Origin of the sequence: Aquabacterium sp. (genome assembly GCF_030652515.1) — a bacterium.
Taxonomy (GTDB): domain Bacteria; phylum Pseudomonadota; class Gammaproteobacteria; order Burkholderiales; family Burkholderiaceae_C; genus Aquabacterium.
The window spans coordinates 1-26,941 of sequence record NZ_JAUSAR010000116.1 but is presented as its reverse complement, the minus strand read 5'-3'; the positions used below and the strand labels follow the sequence as shown (position 1 = coordinate 26,941).

The 26,941-nt window shown below is 58.7% G+C and carries 20 protein-coding genes; 16 read left to right on the top strand and 4 right to left on the bottom strand.

The window, feature by feature from the left end; genetic code table 11:
* The first annotated feature begins 17 nt into the window (after nucleotides 1-17).
* The 4 genes from Q7V20_RS13855 to Q7V20_RS13840 all read left to right on the top strand — a co-directional run bounded on the left by Q7V20_RS13855 (nucleotide 18) and on the right by Q7V20_RS13840 (nucleotide 4,609).
* Nucleotides 18-1,826 (top strand): TolC family outer membrane protein, encoded by a 1,809-nt coding sequence (locus Q7V20_RS13855; RefSeq protein ID WP_304792114.1) that lies wholly within the window; start codon nucleotides 18-20, stop codon nucleotides 1,824-1,826.
* A 133-nt stretch (nucleotides 1,827-1,959) separates the two neighbouring features.
* A complete protein-coding gene (locus tag Q7V20_RS13850; RefSeq protein WP_304792111.1) occupies nucleotides 1,960-2,151 on the top strand; it encodes a hypothetical protein in 192 nt (63 codons plus the stop codon).
* Between the two features lie 100 nt (nucleotides 2,152-2,251).
* Nucleotides 2,252-3,418: a glycosyltransferase gene (locus Q7V20_RS13845; RefSeq protein ID WP_304792110.1), complete on the top strand. Its 1,167-nt coding sequence runs from the start codon at nucleotides 2,252-2,254 to the stop codon at nucleotides 3,416-3,418.
* Between the two features lie 15 nt (nucleotides 3,419-3,433).
* A complete protein-coding gene (locus tag Q7V20_RS13840) occupies nucleotides 3,434-4,609 on the top strand; it encodes a hypothetical protein (protein WP_304792107.1) in 1,176 nt (391 codons plus the stop codon).
* A 61-nt stretch (nucleotides 4,610-4,670) separates the two neighbouring features.
* Here the strand turns inward: Q7V20_RS13840 and Q7V20_RS13835 are convergent, their stop codons facing one another.
* Nucleotides 4,671-7,250, bottom strand: a complete 2,580-nt coding sequence (locus tag Q7V20_RS13835; RefSeq protein WP_304792104.1) for a hypothetical protein — start codon at nucleotides 7,248-7,250, stop codon at nucleotides 4,671-4,673.
* A 590-nt stretch (nucleotides 7,251-7,840) separates the two neighbouring features.
* Between Q7V20_RS13835 and Q7V20_RS13830 the strand changes: the two genes are divergently transcribed.
* Nucleotides 7,841-9,157 carry a hypothetical protein gene (locus Q7V20_RS13830; protein WP_304792102.1) on the top strand — a complete coding sequence of 439 codons (1,317 nt, stop codon included), beginning with the start codon at nucleotides 7,841-7,843 and terminating at the stop codon, nucleotides 9,155-9,157.
* Between the two features lie 12 nt (nucleotides 9,158-9,169).
* Here the strand turns inward: Q7V20_RS13830 and Q7V20_RS13825 are convergent, their stop codons facing one another.
* Complete coding sequence (locus tag Q7V20_RS13825; RefSeq protein WP_304792099.1) at nucleotides 9,170-9,676, bottom strand: hypothetical protein; 507 nt, start codon at nucleotides 9,674-9,676, stop codon at nucleotides 9,170-9,172.
* Nucleotides 9,677-9,868: 192 nt separating this feature from the next.
* Here Q7V20_RS13825 and Q7V20_RS13820 point away from each other — a divergent pair, with 192 nt between their 5' ends.
* From Q7V20_RS13820 to Q7V20_RS13810, 3 genes are read left to right on the top strand one after another with little or no spacing between them, the layout of a single operon-like run.
* Nucleotides 9,869-10,957 carry an acyltransferase gene (locus Q7V20_RS13820; RefSeq protein WP_304792096.1) on the top strand — a complete coding sequence of 363 codons (1,089 nt, stop codon included), beginning with the start codon at nucleotides 9,869-9,871 and terminating at the stop codon, nucleotides 10,955-10,957.
* 27 nt (nucleotides 10,958-10,984) lie between these two features.
* Complete coding sequence (locus Q7V20_RS13815; RefSeq protein ID WP_304792093.1) at nucleotides 10,985-12,340, top strand: O-antigen ligase; 1,356 nt, start codon at nucleotides 10,985-10,987, stop codon at nucleotides 12,338-12,340.
* A complete protein-coding gene (locus tag Q7V20_RS13810) occupies nucleotides 12,340-13,479 on the top strand; it encodes a glycosyltransferase (protein ID WP_304792091.1) in 1,140 nt (379 codons plus the stop codon). Before Q7V20_RS13815 ends, Q7V20_RS13810 begins: the two co-directional genes overlap by 1 nt.
* Here the strand turns inward: Q7V20_RS13810 and Q7V20_RS13805 are convergent.
* Nucleotides 13,456-14,640 carry a glycosyltransferase family 2 protein gene (locus Q7V20_RS13805; protein WP_304792088.1) on the bottom strand — a complete coding sequence of 395 codons (1,185 nt, stop codon included), beginning with the start codon at nucleotides 14,638-14,640 and terminating at the stop codon, nucleotides 13,456-13,458. The two genes, Q7V20_RS13810 and Q7V20_RS13805, sit on opposite strands and share 24 nt — an antisense overlap.
* Nucleotides 14,637-15,719: a hypothetical protein gene (locus Q7V20_RS13800; protein WP_304792085.1), complete on the bottom strand. Its 1,083-nt coding sequence runs from the start codon at nucleotides 15,717-15,719 to the stop codon at nucleotides 14,637-14,639. Before Q7V20_RS13800 ends, Q7V20_RS13805 begins: the two co-directional genes overlap by 4 nt.
* Nucleotides 15,720-15,896: 177 nt before the next feature.
* On the opposite strand from Q7V20_RS13800, the gene Q7V20_RS13795 reads away from it, so the two are divergent.
* The 8 genes from Q7V20_RS13795 to Q7V20_RS13760 all read left to right on the top strand — a co-directional run.
* On the top strand, nucleotides 15,897-17,519 hold the full coding sequence (locus Q7V20_RS13795) for an oligosaccharide flippase family protein (RefSeq protein ID WP_304792083.1): 1,623 nt from the start codon (nucleotides 15,897-15,899) through the stop codon (nucleotides 17,517-17,519).
* Nucleotides 17,520-17,742: 223 nt separating this feature from the next.
* Nucleotides 17,743-18,327 carry an XrtA/PEP-CTERM system exopolysaccharide export protein gene (locus Q7V20_RS13790; RefSeq protein WP_304792080.1) on the top strand — a complete coding sequence of 195 codons (585 nt, stop codon included), beginning with the start codon at nucleotides 17,743-17,745 and terminating at the stop codon, nucleotides 18,325-18,327.
* Nucleotides 18,328-18,400: 73 nt separating this feature from the next.
* Nucleotides 18,401-19,960 (top strand): XrtA system polysaccharide chain length determinant, encoded by a 1,560-nt coding sequence (locus Q7V20_RS13785; protein ID WP_304792078.1) that lies wholly within the window; start codon nucleotides 18,401-18,403, stop codon nucleotides 19,958-19,960.
* A gap of 7 nt (nucleotides 19,961-19,967) precedes the next feature.
* A complete protein-coding gene (locus Q7V20_RS13780; RefSeq protein WP_304792075.1) occupies nucleotides 19,968-20,894 on the top strand; it encodes an XrtA-associated tyrosine autokinase in 927 nt (308 codons plus the stop codon).
* 25 nt (nucleotides 20,895-20,919) lie between these two features.
* Nucleotides 20,920-22,311, top strand: a complete 1,392-nt coding sequence (locus Q7V20_RS13775) for a TIGR03016 family PEP-CTERM system-associated outer membrane protein (protein ID WP_304792073.1) — start codon at nucleotides 20,920-20,922, stop codon at nucleotides 22,309-22,311.
* 9 nt (nucleotides 22,312-22,320) lie between these two features.
* Nucleotides 22,321-24,483, top strand: a complete 2,163-nt coding sequence (locus Q7V20_RS13770) for an XrtA/PEP-CTERM system-associated ATPase (protein ID WP_304792071.1) — start codon at nucleotides 22,321-22,323, stop codon at nucleotides 24,481-24,483.
* Between the two features lie 82 nt (nucleotides 24,484-24,565).
* Nucleotides 24,566-25,564 (top strand): polysaccharide deacetylase family protein, encoded by a 999-nt coding sequence (locus Q7V20_RS13765; RefSeq protein WP_304792068.1) that lies wholly within the window; start codon nucleotides 24,566-24,568, stop codon nucleotides 25,562-25,564.
* 216 nt (nucleotides 25,565-25,780) lie between these two features.
* The coding region (locus tag Q7V20_RS13760; RefSeq protein ID WP_304792066.1) for a sugar transferase at nucleotides 25,781-26,941 on the top strand (1,161 nt) is incomplete at its 3' end.

Below are 26,941 nucleotides of genomic sequence, written 5' to 3'. Positions count from 1 at the left end.
CGACTTTCCAACATGGCATGACCGCCATTGCTTTGGCCGCCTTCGCGCTCGCCGCACAGGCCCAGACCGCGCCCAACACAGGCCTGAGCGCTGCGGCCCAGAAAGCCATCGACAGCAACCCTGAAGTCACCGCGCGCTTGAACGCCCTGCGCGCCGCCACCGACGAGATCAGCGTTGCCCGAGGCGGCTACCTGCCCCGGGTGGACCTGTCGGCCAGCGTGGGCCGCGACAGTGACCGCATCACCAACCGCACCCCTGAATCTCAAAGCCTCAACCGCAATGGCGTGGCATTGAGTGCCAACCAGGTGCTGTGGGACGGTTTGCAAACACGGCGTGAAGTCGAACGCCTGGGGCATGCCAAGCTCACCCGCTATTTCGAATTCCTGTCCGCCACCGAAGAGGCCGCCCTGGAAGCCTCCCGCGCCTACATCGACGTGCAGCGCTACCGCAGGCTGGTGGAGCTGGCCCAGGACAACTACGTGCAGCACCGCTACGTGCAAGACCAACTGCAGTCCAAGGTCAAAGCCGGCGTGGGGCGAGGCGTTGACTCGGAGCAAGCCAACGCCCGCCTGGCACTGGCCGATTCCAACCTCACCACCGAAGCCGCCAACCTGCACGACGTCAGTGCCCGCTACCTGCGCGTCGTGGGTGAAGCCCCCGCCAGCAACCAGGCGGCTGTTCAAGGCCTGGACAAAGGCATTTCAAGCAGCAGCGAAGACACCACCAACCAAGCCGTGATCGGCAGCGCCACGGTGGAAGCCGCCGTTGAAAACCTGCGCGCCGCCAAAGCCCAGGCCTCGGGCCAGAAAAGCAACTACCAACCCAAGGTGGAAGCCCGCGTGCGCAGCGGCGTTGGCAAGAACTTCGATGGCATCGAAACCCAGAAGCGCGACACCTCCGCCGAGATCCTGATGTCCTGGAACCTCTACAACGGTGGGTCCGACCAGGCCCGCGCCCGCCAGCTGGCCAACCTGGTCAACCAGGCCGCCGACCAACGCGACAAGGCCTGCCGCGACGTGCGCCAGACCGCCGCCATCGCCCACAACGACATCCAAAAGCTGAAGGATCAGCTGACCGCCCTGGACCGCAATGTGCTGGCCATTGAGAAGGCCCGCGACGCCTACCGCCAACAATTCGACATCGGCCAACGCAGTCTGCTCGACTTGCTGAACTCCGAAAACGAGCTGTACACCGCCAAGCGCGCCTATGTGAATGCAGAAGCCGACCTGCAACTGGCTTTTGCTCGCACCCACGCGGCCAAGAACTCGCTGACGGCCAACCTGGGCCTGAACCCCAGCGCGGACACCGCCAACGAGCGTGGTCAGAACTGGCAAGCGGCCGAAGACGCCGCCCAGCGCTGCCCGGCCATCAACATTGACGCGCCCACCATCAACCGCGAAGAACTGAACAACCGCGCCAAGAAGTTGAGCGGCCCGGCGGTTGCCAGCGCGACGCCCGTGGTGGCCAGCACGGCATCGTCACCCGCCATCGCGGCCGTCCCCACGGTGACCGAACGCCTTCGCGCCTGGGCCAGCGCCTGGGCCGCCAAGGACATCGACCGCTACATGGGTTTTTACGCCAAGGACTTCGCCCCCGCGCGCTCGACCTCGGCCAAATGGATCAATGAACGCCGCCGCCTGCTCAGCAAATCCGGCCCCATCGAGGTCCAGCTGAATCAGGTCAAGGCCGAAGCCCGAGGCGACGCCGTGGTCACCAGCTTCACCCAGAACTACACATCGCAAAACTTCAAGGACAGCAGCTTCAAGGCACTGACCTGGAAACTGATCGATGGCCAATGGGTGATCGTCAACGAGAGCAATCGCTGACACCACCGCCCCTCCCCCCGCGAATAGGCACTAGCCCGCCTCAAGACCCGCGGGTAAAGTGAGACCGTCAAGCATGCAGGCCGCCCCGTGGCCCGCTTGAAGTTGTGATGGTCTCGGGGGCAGGAGTACGGTGATGCATGACGAAGAACGCGCAGAGCAAATGAGGCAAAAGCTCCTCGACATGCAGGCGGCCCTGTTCAACCTGCGCGACGGCTTGGTGAACCTGAGCCTGTCGCTGCAGGAACTGTCCTTCCTCACCGACGAAAACGCCCAGCGCGAAGCCAGCCAGGAAACCGACGATTTGCTGTTGCGCCTGCGCGGCTGATTGAGCCGAGCTGCGCTTAAAACGCGCCAAGCCCCCACAAGCTGAGACAATTGGCACGCAATGGCGCCTGCGTCGGGCTGCTCAATCACTGAAAACACACATGAGACGAATTGCGGTGGTCACGCCGATCTTGCCTGTGCCAGTTGACAAGACCCGGGGGCGCTTCATCTACGAAACGGCACAGGCACTGTCCCGACAAGCCACGGTTCGGGTCTTCTTGCAACAGACCCAATATCCCTCGATTCCAGGCCTGCGCCCCAGAAGCCCGGCGCCTCCACCGGTGGGGCCCGACTTCACCTTGCCCGGCATCGACGTGCAGGCGGGCACCTACCCTGCCTTGCCAGTGCTGTCACGCCTGACCAATGGCTGGGCCTGTGGGCGCAGCCTGCTGCCCAAGCTGCGCGCATTCGCGCCCGACATCGTCATCGGCTATTGGGTCTACCCCGAAGGGGCCGGCGCCCTCCAGGCGGCTCGACAGCTCCATTGTCCGATCGTGATCGGAGCGCTGGGCACCGACATCCATGTCCGCTCCGGCCTGAGTGCACGCATGACAGGCAACACCCTGCGCGAAGCCGACGCGGTCATCACCGTCAGTGATGCCATGACCCGGTTCACCGTCCAGCATTACCAGGTGTCTGGGCAAAAAGTCCACACCATTGTCAACGGCTTCAACACCACGGTGTTCTATCCCAGGCCTCGCGGTCCCTTGCGCGCACAGCACGGCTTGAATGATCAACACCGCCTGATGGTCTACGTGGGCCGCCTGATCGAGGCCAAGGGCTTGCGTGAGTTGATCGACGCCTTCGAACGCCTGGCTCAACGCGACCCCGGTGTTCGGCTCACCCTGATTGGCGAAGGCGCACTGCGGGACGAACTCCAGGCCACGGCTCAACAGCGCGGCATGGGCGACAAAGTCATCCTCACCGGGGGATTGCTGCCTCAGCAGGTCGCTGAATGGATGAGCAACGCGGAACTCGTGGTGCTGCCCAGTTGGTCCGAGGGCTACCCCAATGTGCTGGTCGAGGCCCTGGCTTGCGGCTGCCCGGTGGTGGCCACCCGTGTTGGAGGCATCCCCGAGATCATCAACGACAGCAATGGCGTGCTCGTGCCCACCAAGAACACAGCGGCTCTGGAGAATGGGCTTGAGCAGGCCCTGCGCCATCCTTGGAGCAGATCGGCCATCTCCAAGGCCATGACCCGCACCTGGGACGATGTCGCCACCGAAACACTGGCCGTGTGCGAGCAGGTGATTGCGAACCGCCCCTGACATTCAAACTTCATCATGAATACACCCGCAATGCCTGGCCGCCAACGCATCATGGCCGCCTTGTTTCTACTTGGCTGCCTGGCACTGGGCGTGCTGTTCTGCAAGATTGAATACAACCCGTCATTCGGGGCGCGAATCGATTTCACAAGGTTTCACTACCCCACCATCGAACAGTTCCGCACGCTGGATTTCTTTGCATTCCTGCGTGAAATGAACACGGCCTCAGGCCCTCTTTACTATGCACTCATGGGCAGCACTCCCATGGGGCCTGACTCAATCCGAATCAGCACCCTGCTGCTGCATGTCATGTCGACGGGCCTGGTCTGGTGGCTGGCGTATCGCCGACTGGGCGCCACGGCCTGGCCTTGGCTGTTGGCCGGCGCGTTTTACTTCTCGCCATTTCAGCTGGGCCCCGCACTGTGGGGGCACCCGGAAACCCTGGCCACGCTTTTGGTTTTCCTGGCGCTCTGGCTGCACACACAAGGGTTTGTGGCCACAGCGTCGGTGCTGTCCGCCCTGTCGGTCACCAGCCGCCAAACCGCCATTGCCATCCTCGGGGGGCTGGGGCTGTGGGATCTGCAACAAGGGCGATTCAAGAACCTCGCCTTGAAAATGGCCCTGGCCGGGGCGATGCTGCTGGCGCTGGTTTACCACTGGCATGGCCTCACGCCACCCAAATTCCAGGACCACATGGCCGTCAGCGGCCGCACGTTCCTGGTCTCCATGGCCATGATGGGCTTGGCGCTGTTCAACTGGAAGCTTCTGCCCACCCGCACCAGTTGGCGGCCCCTGTTGCTGGTCTGGCTGATTCTGCTGCCCGTTTGCCTGATCGCCTACAACGCCTCCATCCATTTCGACCGCGGCGGATTCATCTTTTCCATTCTGGACAAAATGGATGCCCAGCGATGGGGCTGGTGCCTCAGCAGCCCGGTCATCCTGTCCGGGATTTTGGCCTTGTGTGTACCACCGCTCCGAGAAGATCCCATGACGGCGCTGACATTGCTGGGGTTGTCCGCCACCCTGGCCATCAGCAACGTCTTCTACATCAAGTATGTGGACTTCTACATCTGGCCGCTTGCCCTGTCCATGTTCGCATTCGCGGCACATCAAGATGCCAGGCTGATCACGCTGACCAAATCATTGGCTGCCTGGAGCGTGGTCAACCTCGCATTGGTCTCATTGCGATACTGATCGCCAAGTCCAAATGAAAATGGCGGCCCAAGGGGCCGCCATTGCATCAGGAAACTTCGAATTATTTGCGAGTTTTCCAGGTGCGCATCAGATCACGCAAAGCCTCCGGCGGATTCTTGGGCTCGGTCAATCCATTGATCGTCTGCTTGTTGATACCGTGGCAACTGGCGCAGGTGCGGATTTCACCAGGCGCAAAACTCACCCAAATCCGCTCACGCACCACCGGCTTGCCAGTGGGGCTGGTCAACTGCCAGCTCAATGCACGCCCAGCAGGCACGAAAGCAGCTGTAGACCCATCCTTGCCAATCTGCACGGTACCAGGCTGCCCACCCGTGGGGTACCAGGATTCCACATCCGTGTGAACCGTGCTGTTGTGAACAGGTCGGGCATAAACACGGCGCCCCTTGGCAGCACCATTGCCATAGCCACGAGTCAAATCACCTTGGAAAATCTGCAAACCAGCGATGTCATAGACCGCACCGGACTTGGGCACGTTTTGAACACCACCAGGCACACGCAGGTTGTAAGGCTGGCTGACATCAGCACGGTCACGCGTGGTCACATTGCGAGTCACGATCAGCGCCAGGTTCTTGCTTTGCAGCCACGTGCGCAGTTCAGTTTCATTCACACCTTCTTCCGTGAGCACCTTCTTTTCGACATCAGCCACCGTCATCTTGCGAGACACAGGGCGTGGACGTGAGCGAACTTCAACGGAATCGTGCTCATTCAGAGGACCCAGGTACTGGCGGGGCGTTGCCTCATCAGTCCAATAAAGGATATTCTTGACAATACCACCCGTCAGAGAAGGACCCGCGATCATGTCCTTGCCAAACGGATTTGGCACCAGCTTCTTCAACAGGAAGCGGTAAGGACTGTTGGCGTTGTTCACGCGGTATTCAGGCGTATGGCTGACCAGAATACTGTCATCCGTGAGGCGCAAGGGGTTGCGATAGTGACCGGTCATCGTGGCCAGACGTGCGGCAGAACCATAGGGATCCGCATCAAGGGTGGCGTTCGTGTAGTCGGTCACCGCCACATCCTCAGGATTCTTGCCAGGAGGCATCGAGAACTCAACAATGCGGCCAGACGTTTGACGGGCGAATTCCATGGAATACGTGCCAAGGTAAGTACCGGGACGGTTGATGTCCTCACGCATCTGGAACATGCCAGCATCTGGGCGGAATGTGCCGCGCATGCTCACATTGGCACCAAAACTCGGGAAAGCGTCGCTCAAGTTCGGGTCATTGAGAAACACCCCGGCGTTGTAGCTGCCGCCAAACTCGTGTCGGCCCACATGGTTGATGGTTTCTTCGTCAGAGCCATCTTCATTGACCTGCCACAGCATGAACTGGTTGTAGTCGTGCAGCGGTTCATTGGGATCACGCGTGGGATCCTGCAAGTGACGGGCCTCGGGGAACACGTCATAAAGCACGCCCTTCGTGTCAGCAATGAGCTTGCCGCTGGCATCTTTGCGAGGATAGGCCTTGGTTTTGGTCGAGGTTTCAGACTCGTAATCGATGGTGCCATAGACACCACCCTGGTAGCGGTCGATGTCGGCTTCCTGGTCACGCTTCAAGTGATCCCACTTGGTGAACAGGACGCGGCCATAGCTGTCCAGGAAGAGGTCGAAAACACCGCTGGGAGAATGCTCCAGTTGCGTGACTTTGCCGGTTGACACATTCAGCTTCCAGACACCGGTGTTGGTGGCAACAGCCTCGTACTCATCCAACTGCGGATAAGTTGCGGTCATGCCAAACAAGGGGGCGTCTGAAATGAACAGGACGTTGTCGTCGCTGCCATAAATCGGCGAAATGTTGTTGTAAGTGGCGGGCTGGTTGGCCACCTTGGTGATGACGGCCTTCTCACCCTTGCCCAAGCCGGTCACTTCATACATCTGCCAATTTCTGGTCGGCACCTGATAGCGCGCAGTGGCTCCGCCCACCATCATGGAGAACAGGGCCTTCTTGCCATCCCAATGCATCGCAGGTTGACGGACAGAAATGGCCTTGGCACCACCCTGGATGCCGCCGCTGTCAACGCCCCAGCCAGCTTCCTTGGTCAGATTCCGCAAAGTGCCATCTGGATAGCGAACATACAAGTCCCCCCCGGCAATCGCGTCGGTGACGCCACTGCCATGGTTGCCAAAGGTGTTCATCTGGTTGGCGAAACCCAAAGCAGGCACGCTGGTCACGAACATGATGGGATATGCCGTCATGGACGCCATGGTCACCGTCAAAGCCGCTTGCGAACTGGTCACGCTGGTTGCTGCGGTTTTGACAACCACAGAAAACTTGGCGCCGCTGTCGGCGGACTGAACAGCCTTGGCCACGAAAGTGGAGGCTGTTGCACCGGCAATGGCCACACCGTCACGCAGCCATTGATAGCTCAAGCTGTCCGTCGAAGACGCCGAGACACTGAATGAGGCATCTCCGCCAGCAGAGGTGCTCACATTGATGGGCTGTGCGGTGATCGTGACCGTGGCCGCAGGCACTGTGGGCGTGGTCGGCGTCGTGGTCGTACCACCCGTGGTCGAGCCGGTTGAGCCGGTGCCAGCCGGGATCGTTCCCCCTGTGCCAGAACCGCCTGAGCTCGGCGTCTCCGTCCCTGTAGTAGTACCGCCACCGCCGCAGGCAGCCAACATGGCGGAAGTCACTGCGGCGAAAAGAAATTGACGAGAAATAAGCATTGATACCTCTTACTGCACATGACTAGATGCGCCAAGCCAGGCTCGCATTGCGAGCAACATGTCCAAACTTGGGATGACCCAACACGGCCCGGCTCTTCACAAATTCTTCGACCGACTTGGCCAGCACTGTAGCCGCTACATCCAATGCGACCACCTGCTCATGTAACCAATCGACCGTTTGCCAGAACCCTAACCGCTTGATGAGAGCGATTTTTCCCAACCAATGAATGCATCATGCTTAGGCAAGGCAGACCCATGTTGCGGATAATGCGCCAAGTTGTAACAACCACAGGCACACGGCCCCAGCAAGGATCAGCACAAACGACACAGCCTCCCTGGGTAAACCAAACAAGCACCCACTCAAGGGGTTGACTTATTTCACACTTTTAGATGTTTCTTTAAAAAATTGATTTTTATATTCGCTTACAACTTGCCCCCGAGCCAAAACACCTTGCCGCTAACCTAGAACCATGCTGCTTTCAAAGGCTGTCGTGCACGTCGGCAGAAGGCAATTTTGTAGTGAAAATGCATGGATTGAATCAAGCGTGAACTCTCTCAGTAAATATCCTCATATCCAGTTGCTCAGCCTGTCGCTGATTGCCACACTGACTGCTTGCGGCGGCGGCGGTGGCACCACCACCACGACCGTGCCGCCAGCCACCACGACCGTGCCACCAGCTACCACTGGCACCACCACTGGCACGGGTACCACCACTGGCACGGGTACCACTACCGGCACAGGTACCACTACCGGCACAGGCACCACTACCGGCACAGGCACCACCACTGGCACCACCACCGGCCCAGTGATCGCCGGTTGCGCCATCTTTCCCGCCAATGCGATTTTCAACACCCGCGTTGACGACACCACCAAGTTCCCGGCCCACGCCCAGAACTCAACGTGGAAGGCTTTGATGCAGAGCAAACTCGGCAACCCGCGCATGCACCTGGACTGGGGTGTGACCGAAGACCCGGCTGCAGCTGATTACTACGGCATACCGTACAACGTCGTTGACGGCTCCCCAAGCACCACGACCTGGCCATTGATTTCGTACGACATCACCGATCCCCGAGACGGTAACGGCGCGGGCGTCCCCGACGAAAGCGATTGCGCCGTGACCAACGGCTCATCTTTCAAATTGCAACGCAACTGCGGCAGCGTGGCGGCATCTCAGCGCCGCTTCCCCTTCCCGCCGGACGCGACCATCAAGATCGAAGGCGGCACCAACGTCTCGAATCAGTTCGCCACCGACAGTCATGCCGTGGTTCTTGAAACCGGATCGTGCCGACTGTGGGAAAGTTATTACACCTACAAATACAATGGCCAGTGGCACAGCTATGCCTCAGCAGCCTGGGATCTGAATTCGCTTGAACTGCGCCCCGCCTCCTGGGGATCCGGCGATGCCGCCGGACTGCCCATCCTGCCGCTTCTGGTGCGGGCAGATGAAGCCAGCGCAGGCGAGATCAAGCACGCCCTGCGCGTCACATTACCCGGAAGCGTCATGGCCAGCATCCGCGCCAGCAACGGCTATGTGTGGCCAGGCCGCCATGCTGCCGGGCAATTGGCAACCGGCGGCATCCCCTTCGGCGCCTTGCTGCGCCTGCGCCCTGACTTCGTGATCCCGTCAACCTGGAACACACAGGCCAAGGCCGTTGCCACCGCGATGAAAAGGTATGGCCTTTACATTGCCGACAATGGCTCGAGCTTTTACGTGCAGGGCGAGCCCAGCGTGAAGTGGAACACCAACACCTGGTCGCAACTGCAACAAGGCATCACCCTGGACAAGCTGGAGTTCGTGAGCCTGAATGCCATCACGCAAGACACCAGGTTCAACAAGGACTCGATGGCGGCGTCCTGGTAAGCCTGGGCAAAACTATCCCTGCTTGGGCAATGCACGAGCAGGGATACCGACGGCGGTCACACCACCACCAATGCTCTTGGTCACCACAGCATTGGCACCAATGCTGGCCCCGTCACCGATGGTCACGCCACCAATGATCTTGGCGCCCGAGCCCACAAAGATGCGGCTACCCAGCCGTGGCGACTGCCCCCGGTTGTCACCAATGACGACACTGCTTTCAAGCCAGATGTCGCAGCCACCACGGACACTGGAGTTGATGACCACCCCGATAGGGTGAATCAGGACAAATCCCGGACCGAAGCTTGCCCGGGTTCCAATCACACAACCATTGATCCATTTGTTCAAGCAATGGGGCACCAACGCCAATGGCGCCAACCCAAGACCCGCCAGCCATTCTTGCAATCGAAACAAGGCATTCGCCAATGAGCCGTCCGACATCACGGCCTTCAGCAAGGAACAAGGTGGCCCATATTGGGAATAAAGCGCCTGCTTGGCCCTCAAATCAGCGAGCAGCTTCATGAGAAACCACTCATTGTTTGAGCATGGATTGCCGCCATCAGCGCATGAACTGGCCCAGGTCGTTCGGACAAATTCCGGTTAATCATCGTCGATTTGCTCCCAAGCCAGTCTAACATCCGGGGTTACAAAGCTTGCGCCTCTGTGACGGGTCACGCCAGCATAACTTCAGCGCGAAGCAAACATTCATTGCCAATGGCCCCCATCAAAGCACCCCGACTCCCCGCGCACATTCCATCCCTGGATGGCCTGAGAGCCCTGTCGATCTGCCTGGTTCTGTTCGGTCACATCGCCTCAACCAACGGCGCGCCAATCTGGCTCGACCGGCCGATGTTCACCTCACTGGGCAATGTGGGAGTGCGCTTCTTCTTCATCGTGTCCGGCTTCCTGATCACGACCCTGATGCTGCGTGACATCGAAAAGCATGGGCAGATTCGGCTCAAACTGTTCTACATGCGGCGCAGCCTTCGCATCCTGCCAGCGGCCCTTTGCTACATCGCCATCATGTGGCTGCTGTACCTGGCGGGCGTCATTGACCTGACCTATCACCTGACCTCCCGCACCAACTCCTCATCAGCCCTCCCGGACCTGGCTCATGCCCTGACCTTCACTGCCAACTACCAACATGACTACAACTGGTACTTCAACCACCTGTGGTCGCTGTCCGTCGAAGAGCAGTTTTACCTGATCTGGCCCTTCACCATGTTTTTGCTGGGAACCAGACGGGCAGTGTGGGCTGGACTCCTCATGCTGGTACTCGCGCCATGCTTTCGGTTTCTGATGATCACGTTCAGCGATGGCCCCGAAATCCGGTTGAGCCGAGAGTTCCAGGCCGTGGCCGACGCTCTGGCCACAGGTTGCCTGGCGGCCATGCTGCACAACAAGCTGGGGGAATGGCGCTGGTTTGTTCATCTCACGCGTTGGCCAGCCATTCCAATTGGCCTGATGTGTGTCGCCAGTGGCTATGGTCTCGCCTACGTGTCGAGGCCCGCTGCATTTTTGATCGGACAAACCATCGCCAACATCGGGATTGCCTTGATCCTGCAGCATTTGGTCAGACACCCGACCAGCACTGCCAGCCAGATCCTCAACATGCGCTTTCTGGTCAAAATTGGCGTTCTGAGCTATTCGCTCTATCTTTGGCAACAACCATTCTTGAACTTCCAATCGTTGAACTGGGTGGCCTCATTTCCGCAAAACATCGTCCTGGCTTTTGCCGCAGCGATTTTGTCGCACCGACTGGTGGAACGCCCTTTCCTGAAGCTCAAAGACCGCATTGCCTGACCCCACAACAGGCAACACCAATATCACATGAGCTTCACGCTTTATATCTTCTACCTGATCCTGACATATTTACGGCCCATCGAGGTTTTTGCACCCGAGTTGGTAGCGTACAGACCCATGTTGGTCATGAGTATCCTGACGCTCATCGTTTCTTACGTGCACTCCAGAAACAATGGAAAGATTGCCGCCAGCAGATTGCACCTCAAGCTCCTGGCGGCCTTTGTTTTCTCACTGGGCATATCCCGGGTTTTCAATGGCTGGGCAGGCGGCGCACTTCCAGCCGTGTTCGAGTTCATGATTTCCGCGCTCCTGTACCTCACCACCGTCATGAACGTGACGAGCATGAAGCGCCTGAAAATCACCTGCGCCGTGGTCGCGTTTTGCACAGTGACGCTGGGGGTTGCCGGTATAGCGGCTTACCACACCGGATTCATGGTCGAAAAACTGGTGCTCAGGCAAAATATTGATTCAGAAGAAGAAACCGCCTCAGAAGCGGATCCATCAGACATTCCCGCCGAGGAAACCTCGGCCCGTTATTTATGGCGAGTGCGCAGCGTTGGATTTTTGAGTGACCCGAATGATTTTGGTCAAGCCTTGGTGGTGGCCCTGCCCATACTGGCTGGTTTGTACATCAAACGTCGCTTCTTCAGAAATCTGATCATTGTGGGCCTGCCCGCCGCCGTGGTGTTTTACACCATTTACCTGACCCATTCTCGAGGTGCGCTGCTCGGGGTGGCTTCATTGTTATTCTTTGGCATCAAAAACTTCCTGGGCACGGTCAAGACAGCCTTGCTCATGGCTTTTGGCATGGCCGGTGCGCTCGCGGTGAACATGACAGGGGGGCGGGCATACAGTGCCAATGAAGAATCGGCAGGGGGGCGGATTGATGCCTGGCATGAAGGCTTGATCATGCTGCGCCATCACCCCATCTTTGGCGTGGGGTATGGACAATTCACCGACCACCACTATTACACGGCCCACAACTCCTTTGTGCTGTGCTTCTCCGAGCTCGGTTTACTCGGATACTTCTGCTGGCTTGGCATGATCATGGTGACCTACAAAGGCCTTACCAGGGTGCTGGAGTTCTTGCCGCCCAGCTCGGAAGAGCGTTACTGGGCACTTCTGATGCGCTCGGCGCTGCTTGGTTTTTTCACCTGCGCCCTGTTTCTATCGCGAGTTTATGAGCCCGGGTTGTACATCTTGCTGAGCCTGTCGATTGCCACGGTTTACTGTGCCGAACAGTCCATTGCAGGCAAAGCAACCCCTCAATTCCAGCAGCCTATTATTTGGCGCAAGCACACTTTCACCTTTGAAATTCTCAGCATCATCGTGATCTTCATCGTTGTCACGCTCAAAAATGCCACCGTGGGCAAAAGCATCTGATGAGTACCTCGGAAACGCCCCTGAGCATCCTTCATGTCGTTGATTCACTTGAGTTCGGCGGCCTGGAACGCGTGGTCACCGACCTGGCGATCACCCAGCAGCAGCACGGGCACCGGGTGGCGGTTTTCAGCATCAATACCACCACCGGTTTTTCCAGCGAACTGAAAGCGGTCGGCATCCCCGTCCACATTGGCCACAAAAGCGGCACTCTGGACTGGGGCGTGATCAAGTCATTGCGGCATGCCGCATCCAGCATGCGGGCCGACATCGTGCATGCTCACAATTTCGTTCCAAACTACTACGCCGCGTTGTCCCTGCTGGCCTGGTGGGGCGCCCCAAAGCTGGTGAACACATGCCACGACATGGGCACGCGCCTGAGCCACAAACGGCTGAAATTCCTGTTCGAATGCTCGCTCAAGCGCACCGCACGAGTCGCCATGGTGGGGCAGCAGGTTTTTGACCGCTACATCCAAGCTGGCATGGTGCCCAAAGATCGTGCCGACACGGTGCTCAATGGCATTCCTGTGGAGCGATTCACGTTCACACCCGAGCGCCGACAAAGAGCTCGCACCCTGCTCGAACTGGCACCGAGCGACTTGGTGATTGGCTGCGTCGGGCGCCTCGTGGGCCTGAAGAATCACCGGCTGTTGATCGAGCTCTTGCCTTCGTTGACCCAATCACACCCGAATCTGAAGCTCGTCATCGTCGGTTACGGCGAACTGCACGAAGCGCTGAATGCGCAGGCGGCCGGATTGGGGATGTCAAAACACCTGCTGATCACCGGTCAACGATCCGATGTGGCCGACCTTCTGCCAGCGTTTGATGTGTTTGCCTTGCCATCACTGACCGAAGGACTGTCCATCGCGCTACTCGAAGCCTGCGCCACTGGTTTGGCCGTCTTGGCCACATCCGTGGGCGGCAACCCCGAGATCATCAAAGATGGCCACAGCGGCATCCTGGTCGGCAGCGACGATGCGCCAGCAACGCAAGCCGCGCTGTTGCAACTACTGGGAGACGCCTCTTTGCGCGCCAGACTGGGTGAAACTGCTCGGGATTGGGTACTTGAACACGCGTCGGCCAAAGCCCTGCACCATGCCTACGACCGGTTTTACCGCTCAGCGCTCGGTGCGGCGCCATGAGCCACGGTAGTTGCCCCGCGCAAAGCGCCATGACGCCACCATGAACGCCCAATTCAGCGCAAAAAGGAAGGCCACCATCCTGAGCAATGAAGGCAGCGCCACCTGGCGTTGCGTCAACCGGAACAGCATCACGGCCGCGCCATAGGCCAACACCTGCATCAGCGTGAAGCCCAGCCAGGCGCTGGATTCCACCGCCAAGATGGCCGAAGCCAAGAGCCCGAGCAACAACAGGTGCGGCGCCGTCCACCTCAGCACCTTGTGCGAAAGATAGGCGAAAGAAGTACCAAGCGAGGTGCGCGTGATGTATTCGGGATGCCTGACCAAAGCTTGAAAGTTGCCAATGCCAATGCGCAGGCGTCGGTTGTACTCCTCGGCAATGGCTTGAGGCGTGTCCTCTTCGGCCCACGCCGCTGGCTCATACACCAGCCGATGCCCGGATGCCGACACATTCATGGCCACACAAAAATCATCGCAAATAGTGTCTGGCCGCAATGGCTGCCACAAGTCACGCCGAATGGCATAGATGGCACCGTTGGCGCCCAACAGACCGTTGATGCGCGCTTCAAAGAACTTCAGAAACTGCTCCACGCGCCAATACAAACTGTCCTGGTTGTCTCCGCCACTGCCCTTCAAGCGCAACTCGCCACTCACACCGCCCACATCCGGCTGGTCGAAATGCTTGACCAGGACAGTGATCGCGTCTGGATGGAAGAAAGTATTCGCGTCGGAGAAAACCAGGATGGGCGCCGAAGCTTGGGCGACCAGGTCATTCAGAACACTGGCCTTGCCACGGTTGACGTCATATACACAAGCCTGAATACGCCGATCGGCGCACTCGGCCAGGATACTGGCCGTGGCGTCACTGCTGCCATCTGATCCGATGTAACACCGCAGCAACTCCGGTGGGTAGTTCAACCCCAGCAGATTGTCGATGCGCTGGCGCAGATGCACCTGCTCGTTATAAGCCGAGATGATCACCGCCACCGCTGGCAGCATGCGTGCTTGCGTCGGTATGCGACGGTCTTGCTTGGATGCCACGTACCTGGCATCTCTTCGCACCTGCACCACCATGGCCACCAGGGTCAGAACCATGGGATAGAGTGCATACGAGTACAACACCAGCCCCAGGCTGGCAGCCACTACCCACTCAAGCACCATCATGCCGATTCAGGCACGTAGCTGGGCCGAGGCACCACCAGATCCCGGTACTGGCCGGGGTCGCCATCCAACCCTGCTTCGGCGGCCTTGACGATGTTGTACATCTCGCGGGCACTGACATAGTGAAGCTTCCAGTCCGTGCCGTCGTTGTAACGCGTCTCAAGGTGCGTGAAGGCCTTGTCCATGGGTTCGCCAAGCAAGGTGTCCATGTCACGCTCTTGCGTACCATGGGTGTGAACCTTGACGAAGATCCACTCGGGACGCCCCTCCACATGGATGCCTGTGCGCACCCATTCGTCGATCCGGTCCAATTTAGGTGGGCAACTGGTGCGCACATCTGAACTTTCGATTCTGGGAATGATGCCAAACTTGCGGCTACCCGGCATGAACCCCAGCGGCCCTTGAATGATCATCAGATCACCAGTGGGCTGGCCACCAACGCGCACCCGAGGGCCCTTGTCGTGCGACTTGGGACGGTGCGGATCATCAATGGCGTAGTAAATCTTGTTGATGGTGCTGGTCTGGCAGGGATCGGGCGCCGACGGCAGCGTGAAGTCTGCATAGCAACCCTCTTCACGCAGGATGACCAACTCGTTGTTGACCCCGCAGAAATGACCCTGCGGATGGCTGTTGTCCAGCGCCCAGTTGCCGTGGATGAACGACCACATCGGCTGCCCGGTCAGGGCATTTCTCGGCAGGGCCCCATGGTCGCGCGCCAGCAACTCCGTGAAGCGCGACAGCTTCTCTCGCAGACCTGCTTCCGTGTCCTTGTCATGGTGCAGATGAATGTCGATCTCACCCAAGCCCAACTGGCACAACTCGACCAGCGCCCGCATGTGCTCAGGGCGGTATTCTTCTTCCGGGTAGAAAAAACTGTGCACGGGCGCCCGACCATCCGCGTCTCTGTGGTTGGCGCACAACTTGGGATAGTCCTGCCGCCACCGCGCAACTCGGGCACATTCGACCGCGTAAGTCGGCTTGAGCCACATCGGCTCGTAGTGATCAACAAAGCAGAACATCAAATGCTTGGTCACGCCTGGCGTGACGGGCGCTTTCCAGTCCTGTTTAAAGTAACTGGGCAACCAAACAAGCGTATTTTTTTTTCGGACTTCCGTGACCAGGTAGGCAATCGCCACAACGCCGACCATCAAAGTCACAAATAGGAAAGACGTCATGGTCGCGAAAAATATTTGTACATCGGACACACATTGCCAACCGAACAAACCGATAGTATGTAGCAACGCGAGCAACAACTCGCGATGTTACACTACCTCTTTGAGCAAAAGCCTCTGGCATGTTGCTGCGGCGATGCAGCGAGACCATCCTACACCGCTGTGACAGCCCCAGAATCAGGACGCCTTTCGTCTCTCCGCGATGCGTTGTTCATCACAGCGGCCACTTACGTCACCACGGTGATGGGCCTGGTGGTCAGCACGATCATTGCGCGCAGCCTGGGCCCGGAAGACTATGGCAAGTACTCGTACCTCATCTGGATGGCGGGTTTGCTGGTGGTATTTTGCAATCACGGCCTGGGAATTTCCGGAATTCGCTTCGTCTCTGAATACATGGGACGGGGGGAGCCACAGCTTGCCAGACAAATACATGGCTGGCTGAACAAGTGGCAACAACTCAGCACATTGTTGATATTGATTGCATTCACGATTGCATCGTGGTGGATCCCAATGGCTGGTTGGGAGTTGCAACGAACGCTGCTGCTGTCCATATTGATCATCGGGGTTGCGTCCAAGGCCGCTTATCTGTTTGATGTATCCATCGCCAAAGGCTACAAGAAATTTTCCATTGAAGCACTGACCAATACCGTCATGAGTTTGGTTTATGCCGCAGGCGTTGGCCTGCTTGCACTGGCTCATGCAAAATTGAACGACTACGCAATATTTTTCGGCGTGGTCAGTTTCATGCACATTTGCATGGTCTGGTGGTTAATGCGAAAAAACAGCATCAAACCCGATTACACGCCCTGCCCTGCGGAACTGACTCAACACATCAGACCACACATTGCCTGGACCGTTGTTTTGGTGGCGGTCGCCACACTCAGCAACAAAACCATCGAAACGTTTTTGCTGGGCACCCAAATCGGCGCCAAAGAAGTGGGTTATTTCACCATCGCCACCATGCTGACCCGCGGCGGCATCGACCTGCTGTCCTCGTCGTTGACAGCCATGCTGATGCCCATCATGGCGCACGCCTACGGCGCCGGCGGCAGCGAAAAGGTCAACATCATCCTCAGTGATTCGATCAGGTACTTCTTGTTTTTTGGCCTGATCATTGGTGGCGCGGGCTTGATTTGGTCCGAACCCGGCATTGCCATCCTTTATGGCAGCCAATACCAAGCCGTGATCCCAGTTTTGCAAGTCATGGTCGTGGTGGGCGGATTGACCTTGCCAGAAGGCGCATTCGGCGCATTGATGTCCACCACCGACAACCAAAAACTACGCGCAGGCATTGCGACCCTGTCTGTGGTGATCAGCGCCATGGCAGCTTTTGCGCTGGTTCCCAAATTCGGGCTGACAGGCGCTTTGATCTCTCACGCCAGTACCAGGATCGTCATATTTTTGATCACCGCCATCTGGATTAAAAAATCACTGAGCGTGACTTTCCCCATCAGCCACATCATGCGTTTGTGCCTGGCGGCAACGATCGCGGGCCTGGCATCGTGGCTGCTCATGCCCAGCCACCCTGCCGTCATGACTCAGATTGGCGTCGGCTTTGCATACATATTGATTCTGCTGGGTGGAACCATTGTTCTGAAAGCCTGGAAAACCAAGGATGCCGATATGGCACTCATACTGGCAGCCAAGAAGCCCAAGTTATTCGGCGCCATCACACCTTGGCTGACCCGCTGGTCTCAATCATTGAGCTGATCCAAGCAGTCTCTTTTGGGGGAGGCGAGCTCTGCGGGCACCAAGGCGTGATAAAACCGACTTGGCGCGCCAATGACACATCCCCCCAAGCTTGAGGTATGGGGATGCAATTGGTGCGTTTCCGAATGTAAATTGGCTCTATGCTTACGTCATAGACTTTTCCGGGGTAATGACAATGGTCTTTCGTCACAATGCTATTTCTTCTTTTTGTCGCATCGCGTTGATGAGTGCCCTGGTTTTGGCAGGGACGGCGTGCACATCGTTCAACCGCTACCCGCCAGCGCCCACTGTGGCCAGCAAGTCAGATCACCTGTACAAGATCGGTGCGCTAGACACGCTCAACATCGTGGTCTGGCGCAATCCAGACTTGTCCTCTTCGGTCACTGTTCGCCCGGACGGCCGCATCTCACTGCCCTTGGTTGAGAACCTCGAGGCCGCTGGTCGCAACCCTGCCGATCTGTCGCGTGACATCGAGAAGGCATTGGCCAAATTCATCCGCGAACCGGTGGTCACTGTCATCGTGAGCAATTTCCAAGGCGTATCGACCGAGCAGATTCGAATTGTGGGTGAGGCGACTCGCCCACAAGCTGTCGCTTTTCGCCAAAACATGACCGTGCTTGACGTCATGATCCAGGCCGGCGGCCTGACCGACTTCGCCGATGGCAATGGTGCCGTCCTGGTGCGTGGCTCAGAACAAGGCAAGCAGTACAGCCTGCGACTCAAGGACCTGATCAAGCGCGGCGACATCTCTGCCAACGTTGAAATCAAACCCGGTGACATCATCATCGTTCCACAAAGCTGGTTCTGACCCGACTTGTGCTGTATGACATCTGACGACTGGCAACCATCATCGCGGCTGCTGGCGTCAAACCCTTTTTGGTATGGATGACCTTCTTCGACAAGTCGCCGGGATACTGAATGCCATGTGGCAACGGCGTTGGCTGGGTGCCGCCATGGCATGGCTGATCGCCATCGTCGGCGTTTTCGCGGTGCTGATCATCCGCGACCACTACGAAGCATCTGCCCGCATCTACGTTGACACGGAAACCGTGCTCAAACCATTGATGACGGGCCTGGCATTTCAGCCCGATGTGGATCAGCAGGTCCGCATGCTCGCCCGCACCCTCATCAGTCGGCCCAACATCGAACGCCTGATGACCTCGCCCCGGATTGGGCTGGACAAGCTGAACGAACGTGACCAGGAAAAGGTGATTGATCGCTTGATGAAAGACATCAAAGTCAATCCCAGTGGCAACAACAACCTGTACGAGATCATCTACCGAGACATCAATCCCCAACGAGCCCAGCGCATCGTGGAAGAATTGGTTTCTCTGTTCATGACTGCGGGGGTTGGCGACAAGCAGCGTGATTCGGAGCAGGCTCGCCAGTTCCTGGACGAGCAAATTCAGTCCTACGAAAGCAAGCTCAGCGAGTCTGAAAACAAGCTCAAGGATTTCAAGCTGCGCAACTTTGGCTTGACTGGCACGTCCAACCAAGACTACTTCGCGCGCATGTCGAACCTTTCCGACGAAACAGGCAGGTTGCGCGTGGAACTGAGTGCGGCCGAACAGGCCCGCGACGCACTGCGTCGAGAGTTGTCCACTGAAGAACCCTCCATCCCGCCTGAGCTTTTGGGCAACGGGGGCTCGTCCGCCACGCCCAGCACAGACCTCGAAATGCGTCTGGATGTTCAGAAACGCCAACTGGATGAGTTGATGCGTCGCTACACGGACGAACACCCCGACGTGGTGAGTGCCAGGCGCACCATCGCCCAGCTTGAACAACAGCGCAAAGCAGAACTGGATGCCAGGCTGCGCGCGCAAGGCGGCACGCGATTGCGCGCCGCCCCCACCAGCCCGGTGTTCCAGCGCATCCGCATTGCACTGGCTGAGGCCGAAGCCAAGGTGGCATCCTTGCGCGGCCAGCTTGGAGAGCAAAATGCCCAGCTGGAACGCACCCGCGCCCTCGCTGGGAAAATGCCCCAGGTCGAGGCCGAGCTGGCGCAGCTGAACCGAGACTATGAAGTGGTGCGCAAGAACTACGAACAACTGGTTGGGCGCCGCGAGTCAGCTTCCTTGGGAGAAAAAATCGACCAAACCACCAAAGTGGCAGATTTTCGGGTGGTCGAACCCCCGCGGGTGAAACCCAGCCCCGTCAAACCAAGTCGACTGATCATTGCGCTGTTGGCTGTTTTCGCCGCCCTGGCCGCTGGTGCCGCCACAGCCTTTGGTTTGACCCAGGTTTTCCCAACCGTGCAAGACAGCCGTCAGCTCAAAGAAATTTCCGGACGCCCGGTGCTGGGCAGTGTTTCGCTGGTCATCAGTCCAGCGATCAGCGAGTCCATGCAGCGAAGCAATCGCTTGTTCACCTTGAATGCCGGCGTGTTCTTTGTTCTGAACGCGGCATGGATCGTGGTCGTAGCTCGTCAACTCCTACCCTGATGCGCCCATGAACACCATTGAACAAGCCGCCAAACGCCTGGAAGAGTTGCGCCGAGCCGGAGTGGATGTGGCGGCAGCGTTGCCACCGGCTCCAGCTGCAGCACCGGCCGCGGCACAGCAAGCCACACCAGAGCCAGCGACCCCGACTACCCCGGCATCACCAAGCCCCTCAGCAAGGGCGCCCGTGACATCCACTGGCGACGAGCGCAAATCTCGCCTGGTCGAGCTCGATTTGATGAAAATGGCACGTTGCGGCTTGCTGGTGCCAGGTCACCCACGCTCACAGCTGGAAGAAGAGTTCCGCATCATCAAAAGACCTTTGCTGGAAAACGTGCGCGGCCAAACCGCCTCACGACCCAAGCGCGCCAACATCATCATGGTGACCAGCGCGCTGCCAGGCGAAGGCAAAACACAAACGGCCATCAACCTGGCTGTCAGCATTGCCATGGAGCTCGACCACACAGTGCTGCTGGTCGAGGCGGACGTCATCCGCCCCTCCGCCTTGGAACGCATGGGCATCCCTGCGTCCAAAGGATTGCTGGACATGCTGACCCACCCGGAAACCGACCTGTCCGAGGTTTTGCTCAAGACCAACATCCCCAAGTTGACGCTGCTGCCTGCAGGCACCTCAAGCTCCCGCTCAACCGAGCTGTTGGCCAGCGGCGCCATGGACAAACTGCTTGAAGAACTGGCGACCACTTACCCAGACCGGGTCATCATTTTTGACACCCCGCCACTGCTGCCCAGCACCGAGTCACGGGTGTTGGCCACCTCCATGGGCCAGGTACTGATGGTGGTTGAAGCAGGCAAAACCGCGCTCAACACCGTCAAGCAAGCCTTCGCGACCGTGGAGGAATGCCCGGTGGTCATGTCCATGTTGAACAAGTACACCGGCCCGAAGGGCAACAGAGCATATGGCTACTATGCGCCGTGAGCCCCTCGCCCTTCTCGCCTCGGCCATGGCAGCGTTGTTGCCAAGTGCAGTGCATGCGCAGCAACTCACGATCAAGCCGGGGGTGGAAATGACCGCCACGGCCACGACCAATGCGTCGGAAACCAATCAGGCTCCCCGCAAGGACTTGGTGATCAGCGTGTCGCCAGAGGTGAGCATCGCGTATGGCGGAGCCCGCTCGCGCATCGACGGGCGGCTCAAGGTCGAGAACATTCACTACGCCAGAGACAGCCAGCCCGATCGAACGCTGCCAAGCGGTGAGTTGATCCTGCGCTCCAACCTCGTGGACCAATGGGGGGGCCTGGAGGCATCCGTCCAGACTCGGCAAGTGGCCAGCCCACTGGACCTCAGCGCCATTCCTGACAGCTACACCACCACGAAGGCGTCGATTGCACCTTTCATCGAGCGCTCCTTCGATGCCAACACCAAGTTGAAAGCGCAGTTCGAACGCTCGGTCATCAAGTCCACCGAAGTCACGCAAAGCCAGGCCTCGATCCCAGACCTCTACGCCTCACAGCACATCGTGCGACTGGAGCGCCAACCCGTCCCGATCGGCGCATCGCTTGAATGGACAGCACAAGACACTCAAACCTCCGGCACGCCACCATCGACTTACACGTACCAGGAAAACGCCACCCGCGGCGGCGTGAGCTATGCGCTCAACGAGCAAGTGCATGTCGGCTTGATCCTGGGACGCGAATCCATCCGACAGGCCACTGATCGGCAAAGCGATACCATCCGCGGCATCACGCTGGCGTGGCACCCCAACGAACGCGCAGCATTGAACTCCAAAGTTGAGCGCCGTTTTTTTGGCACCGGCTGGAAAGTGGACTGGAACCACCGCAGGCCGCTGTTCAACTGGGGGTTCACGTCTGAGCGGACCTCCAGCACTTACGCCGCCTCATTAGGCCGAGCCACGCTTCCCACCAATGACGGGAGCCCCAGCGCCATCGACCCTGCATTTTCATTGGCAGCATCTCTGCGCCAGACTTTTCAAGGGCGCATGGTATTTCTCGGGCAGCGCAACACCTTGACGCTGGCTGGCGGCATGGAAAAAGCGGAACCGCTGCCTCTGGGAACGGCTCAGCCCATCATCGGCGATAACACGCGAGAGCGCTATGTTGAAGCCCTGTTCAGCAGGCGCCTGACCCCATTGACCTCGGTGAACACCAGCCTGCGCTGGACCCGCTCCAATGTGGACTCGACTGCCAATCTGGCCGCCCCCATTGCGACACCCACCGGCCAGACTCGCAGCATTCTTTGGCGTGGAGACATCAGCACCAGGCTTTCTCCTTATGCCACAGCCACCTTCGGCCTGCGGCACCGCGCCGCCAAGGGCACCCAACTCTACGCCAACGACGAATCAGCCATGTACGTCGGCCTGGGTTACCGCTACTGACGCCAACCCATGTACGAGACCCATTTCGGCTTCACCGGTGCGCCGTTCCTGCTCAACCCGGACCCCAGCTTCTTCTTTGACAGCAAAGGTCACAGCAGCGCGCTGTCCTACCTGAAGTTCGGCCTGTACCAAGCCGAGGGCTTCATCGTCATCACCGGAGACATCGGTGCGGGCAAGACCACCCTGGTGCGCACACTGCTCAATGACATCGACCATGAGAAGGTGGTGGCAGCCCAATTGGTGAGCACACAATTGGAAGCCGGTGATCTGCTGCGCGCCTCGATCACTGCCTTTGGCATCCCCAGCAAAGGCAACAGCAAGGCGGATCTGATCTCCACGCTCGAAGCGTATCTGACACTGCTGGCGACTCAGCAGAAGCGGGCAGTGTTGATCGTGGACGAAGCCCAGAACCTCAGTCGCGATGCGATTGAAGAGTTGCGCATGCTGTCGAACTTCCAGTTTGGCAACCAGGCCCTGCTTCAAAGTTTTCTGATCGGACAGCCCGAGTTGCGCACCATGCTGCTGTCGCGCTCATTGGAGCAACTGCGCCAGCGGGTCATCGCGTCATACCACCTGGGCCCGATGGACCGCGACGAGACGCGCCGCTACATCGAGCATCGTCTGCGCAAGGTCGGCTGGACCGACAACCCTCAGATCAGCGCTGAAGCATTCGACGAGTTCTACGAATGGACCTTGGGCATTCCCCGCCGCATCAATTTGCTGTGCAACCGGGTACTGCTCGCCACATTCCTGGCTGGCGAGCACGACATCTCGGCCGCCAACGTGTCGCGCATTGCCCAGGAGATACGTGCCGAGATCGGCGAACCCATCCTCAGCAACACGGGGGCATCGGCATCGGCCGCCACCAGCCTGACGCTGAAAGAATCGGTCATTCCCACATTGACCCAGGGACTGGACGGCCCGGTCTCCAACAACCAGTGGGTGGCACCGGAGATCAACCCGCAGGCCAATCCAAATACACCATTCTTGTTGTGCCTGACGGGCTCGCGGACGGGTTGCCTGCGCGCATCGCCCTTGCTCAAGGCACTGAGTTGCCGCGCAGACCTGCCACCGGCGCGCCTTTTGCACATTGACACACCAGGCCAGTTCGAGCTGACGCAGGACTGGTCAGAGCACCTTGGGCTGCGCACGCCCGACTACCGACTGCGTCTGCCCGCAGGCAATGGCTTGACACATCTGGCCGCCACGCTGCAGCAACTGGATCAGTTGTTCGAACAGCATCATCCTGCCGCCATCATTGTTCAGGCGGGCGATGACACGGCATTGGCTGGCAGCTTGGCCGCTCAGCGGCACCACATCCCCATCATCCACCTGGAAGCCGGCTTGCGCAGTTTCGATCGTTCCCGTCCACAGGAGGTGAACGGGATGATGTGCGACCACATGGGCGAGCTGTTGTTCACCTCTGAATGGGTGGCACACGACAATCTGGCCAGAGAAGGCATTCCCGCCGACCGTGTCCTGTTCGTGGGCAACCTGCTGATGGACGCCATCCGCGCCATGCTGCCGCAAGCCTCCCAGCCCAAGTACACCTTGCGCCAGTTGAACCAGCCCACCGACATCCTGAAAAGCAAAAGCGGCATAGGCGTGGTCTACCTCCAGCAGTTGGACACGGCACTCGATCCTGAAGAGTTGACCAATCTGATGAGCATCTTGCGCATGGTCAGCAAAGACATTCCCCTGATCTGGCCCATGCACGACAGCACAAAAGCCTGCCTGGATCACCTGGGTTTACTGCATGGCATGCACGAAGGTCAGATCATGACGCTTCCCTTGATCCCCTACCACAAGATGATTGGCTTGCTGGGCCACTCGGCCTGCGTTCTGACCAACTCATGCACTGTGCAGGAAGAAGCCACCATCCTCGGCATCCCCTGCCTCACGCTGCACAACTTCACCGAACGGCGCATCACCGTCGAGCAGGGCACCAACATCGCGGTTGGACGCAACAGCAGCGTGATCAGCAGAGCCATCGGAGAGATTTTGCGCGGCGGTGGGAAAAAGGGGCGCTTGCCCAAGTTTTGGGATGGCCAAACCGCCATCCGGATGGCCGAGCATCTGGTGACATGGACCAAGACCAAGGGGGTTGGCAACCCCAGCCGACCTGACGCAGCACAAACACCTTTGCCACTTGAACAACAAGCCGGTTTTTGATGGCGTTTTAGCGGCACTAATCGATATGATGGAAGCAATTGCCGATGGCAGGCACCGCCACTGAGCGAAGGACCCCCAGGACATGACCGCCGTCACGCCATTGTTCCGTGCCGCAGGACGACTTGTGTCGCCGGGAGGAACCAAGGGCAAACTCACCATTCTGACCTACCACCGCGTGCCGCCGGACATCGACCCCCTGCTGTCCAGCGACCAGGTTGACGCCCAGAAATTTGCCAGGCACATGGCGGTCATCTCCGAGTGCTTCAATGTGCTGCCTCTGCCACAAGCGCTCGAGCACCTGGAGCGTGGAACCCTGCCCGCTCGCGCGCTCAGCATTACTTTTGACGATGGTTACCAGGACAACTACACCATTGCCCTGCCCATACTGCAGCGGCATGGATTCAAAGCGACCTTTTTCGTGTGCAGTGGCTACATCAATGATGGGCTCATGTTCAACGACATCATTGTCGAAGCGTTGAGAGCCTGCGAATCCACTGAACTCGATCTGAATTGGTTGGGGCTGGGCCAACAGCCCGCGCATGACATGGCCTCCAAGCGAGGCTGCGCCCAAAAGATACTGAGCACCGTCAAATACCTGCCATTCAAGGAAAGAGAGCAAGCCTGTCTCCGCGTGTGGGAGACCGCCACATCAGGCAAGGCACGCCCTCGACTGATGATGAACGATGAGCAAATTCGACAGCTCGCGGCGCAAGGCATGACCATTGGTGGACACACCCACACACACCCCATTTTGAATCGGATCGACCTGAACAGTGCACGCGAAGACATCGCCCGCAATCGACAACTGTTGGGTGCCCTGGTGGGCCAAGAGCCCCTGATTTTTGCCTACCCCAATGGCCGCCCTGTTCATGATTATGGTCATGAACATGTGGCGCTCCTCAAAGAGTTGGGTTATCGCTTCGCCGTGTCGACAGCCTGGGGCGTTGCCACAAAATCATGCGATCGCTTCCAATTGCCACGGTTCTCTCCCTGGGACGACAACCCCAAGCGCCTGGTCTTGAGGCTGCTGAAGAATGCCATGACTGGCCAACACCCACTCACGGCGCCAGACCTGAGCTAACAGCGCTCCCGCTGCACCATGCACGCACACATTTTGCTGCGATGCATCAATTATTCACGATATTGGCCACTAACCCCCTTGAGTTAGGGCCCCCCCCTCGTTTGGAGGATTATTTCAAGCACCCGGTATGCCGATAATTGGCCATTACAAATAATTACGGGTTAAGCAGGTTGTTGCATAGCTGCACGATTTGCCTGGTCTTGAGAGGCGCTCCACATGTTCCGGGTCTTCCAGCATCACATCTCCATCGCGACGCTGTCCGAGCTATTGGCGGACAGCCTGACCAGTTTCCTGGCGATCGTGCTGGGGGTCATGACCTTCCTGCACATGACGGGCACATCCCCCGATCTGGTTAGCATGTCCACGGCCTTGTGGGCCGGCTTGGGCTTTGCTTTTGTGATGCCACTGCACTGCGGCCTGCTGGGTGTGTACCGTGAAGGCTCAGAACGCAAGACCCCCCGTGCCAAATTGGGCCGCGCCCTGCTGGGCTGCCTGCTGGGCGCCCCCATTGCCTACCAGCTGGCCATCAAAACCATGCTGGACGGCACCCAGGCTTACCAGCTCATGGGTTTTGCCGCGGCCTACCTGGTTTTTGGCCTGGTGGTGGTGCGCGGTTACTTGATGACCACCTGGCGCAGTGCTTTCGTACAGCAACGCATCCTGATCGTTGGCACGGGCAAGGAAGCCCATTCCGTCGCCTCCGACCTGAAGGCTCGTCGCGTGCAGGGCCATTCGGTGATCGGTTTTTACCCTGCGGGCGAAGCCGATCATGGCGTCACCGACAAGCGATTCAACATTTTCTCCAACGCCCTGTCGATCAAGGACATCATTCAACGCCACGACATCAACCAGATCATCGTGGCCGTGAAAGAACAGCGTGGTGGCAGCGTCCCCATGGACCAATTGCTGTCCGCCCGCATCCAGGGCATTCCTGTGCTGGACCTGGCCGCGTTTTACGAACAAACCACGGGTGAAGTGCCGGTGGACAGCCTGAAGGCCAGCTGGCTGGTGTACGGCCAGGGCTTTGCCCAGGACCGCACCCGCATGGCGATCAAGCGCATGTTCGACATCGTCAGCTCGTCTGTGCTGTTGTTGTTGGCTTCGCCAATCATGCTGATCACGATGCTGGCCATCAAGCTGGAAAGCGAAGGCCCGATCATTTACCGCCAGGAACGCGTGGGCCTGGGCGGCAAGATCTTCATGTGCCTGAAGTTCCGCAGCATGAGCACCGATGCCGAAAAAGACGGCGTGGCCGTGTGGGCCAAGAAAATCGATTCGCGCGTGACCCGCGTGGGCGCTTTCATCCGCAAGACGCGCATTGATGAACTCCCCCAGATCCTGAGCGTGCTCAAGGGCGAGATGAGCATGGTGGGCCCC

Excerpts from the sequence above, each read along its gene's own strand:
- Q7V20_RS13835 (WP_304792104.1), bottom strand. The coding sequence starts at position 7,250 with ATGTTGGCTGCCTGCGGCGGTGGCGGTACTACTACAGGGACGGAGACG.
- Q7V20_RS13850 (WP_304792111.1), top strand. The coding sequence starts at position 1,960 with ATGCATGACGAAGAACGCGCAGAGCAAATGAGGCAAAAGCTCCTCGAC.
- Q7V20_RS13825 (WP_304792099.1), bottom strand. The coding sequence starts at position 9,676 with ATGAAGCTGCTCGCTGATTTGAGGGCCAAGCAGGCGCTTTATTCCCAA.
- Q7V20_RS13785 (WP_304792078.1), top strand. The coding sequence starts at position 18,401 with ATGGATGACCTTCTTCGACAAGTCGCCGGGATACTGAATGCCATGTGG.
- Q7V20_RS13810 (WP_304792091.1), top strand. The coding sequence starts at position 12,340 with ATGAGTACCTCGGAAACGCCCCTGAGCATCCTTCATGTCGTTGATTCA.
- Q7V20_RS13815 (WP_304792093.1), top strand. The coding sequence starts at position 10,985 with ATGAGCTTCACGCTTTATATCTTCTACCTGATCCTGACATATTTACGG.
- Q7V20_RS13775 (WP_304792073.1), top strand. The coding sequence starts at position 20,920 with ATGGCAGCGTTGTTGCCAAGTGCAGTGCATGCGCAGCAACTCACGATC.
- Q7V20_RS13765 (WP_304792068.1), top strand. The coding sequence starts at position 24,566 with ATGACCGCCGTCACGCCATTGTTCCGTGCCGCAGGACGACTTGTGTCG.
- Q7V20_RS13840 (WP_304792107.1), top strand. The coding sequence starts at position 3,434 with ATGAATACACCCGCAATGCCTGGCCGCCAACGCATCATGGCCGCCTTG.
- Q7V20_RS13770 (WP_304792071.1), top strand. The coding sequence starts at position 22,321 with ATGTACGAGACCCATTTCGGCTTCACCGGTGCGCCGTTCCTGCTCAAC.
- Q7V20_RS13845 (WP_304792110.1), top strand. The coding sequence starts at position 2,252 with ATGAGACGAATTGCGGTGGTCACGCCGATCTTGCCTGTGCCAGTTGAC.
- Q7V20_RS13780 (WP_304792075.1), top strand. The coding sequence starts at position 19,968 with ATGAACACCATTGAACAAGCCGCCAAACGCCTGGAAGAGTTGCGCCGA.
- Q7V20_RS13805 (WP_304792088.1), bottom strand. The coding sequence starts at position 14,640 with ATGATGGTGCTTGAGTGGGTAGTGGCTGCCAGCCTGGGGCTGGTGTTG.
- Q7V20_RS13795 (WP_304792083.1), top strand. The coding sequence starts at position 15,897 with ATGTTACACTACCTCTTTGAGCAAAAGCCTCTGGCATGTTGCTGCGGC.
- Q7V20_RS13820 (WP_304792096.1), top strand. The coding sequence starts at position 9,869 with ATGGCCCCCATCAAAGCACCCCGACTCCCCGCGCACATTCCATCCCTG.
- Q7V20_RS13790 (WP_304792080.1), top strand. The coding sequence starts at position 17,743 with ATGAGTGCCCTGGTTTTGGCAGGGACGGCGTGCACATCGTTCAACCGC.
- Q7V20_RS13855 (WP_304792114.1), top strand. The coding sequence starts at position 18 with ATGACCGCCATTGCTTTGGCCGCCTTCGCGCTCGCCGCACAGGCCCAG.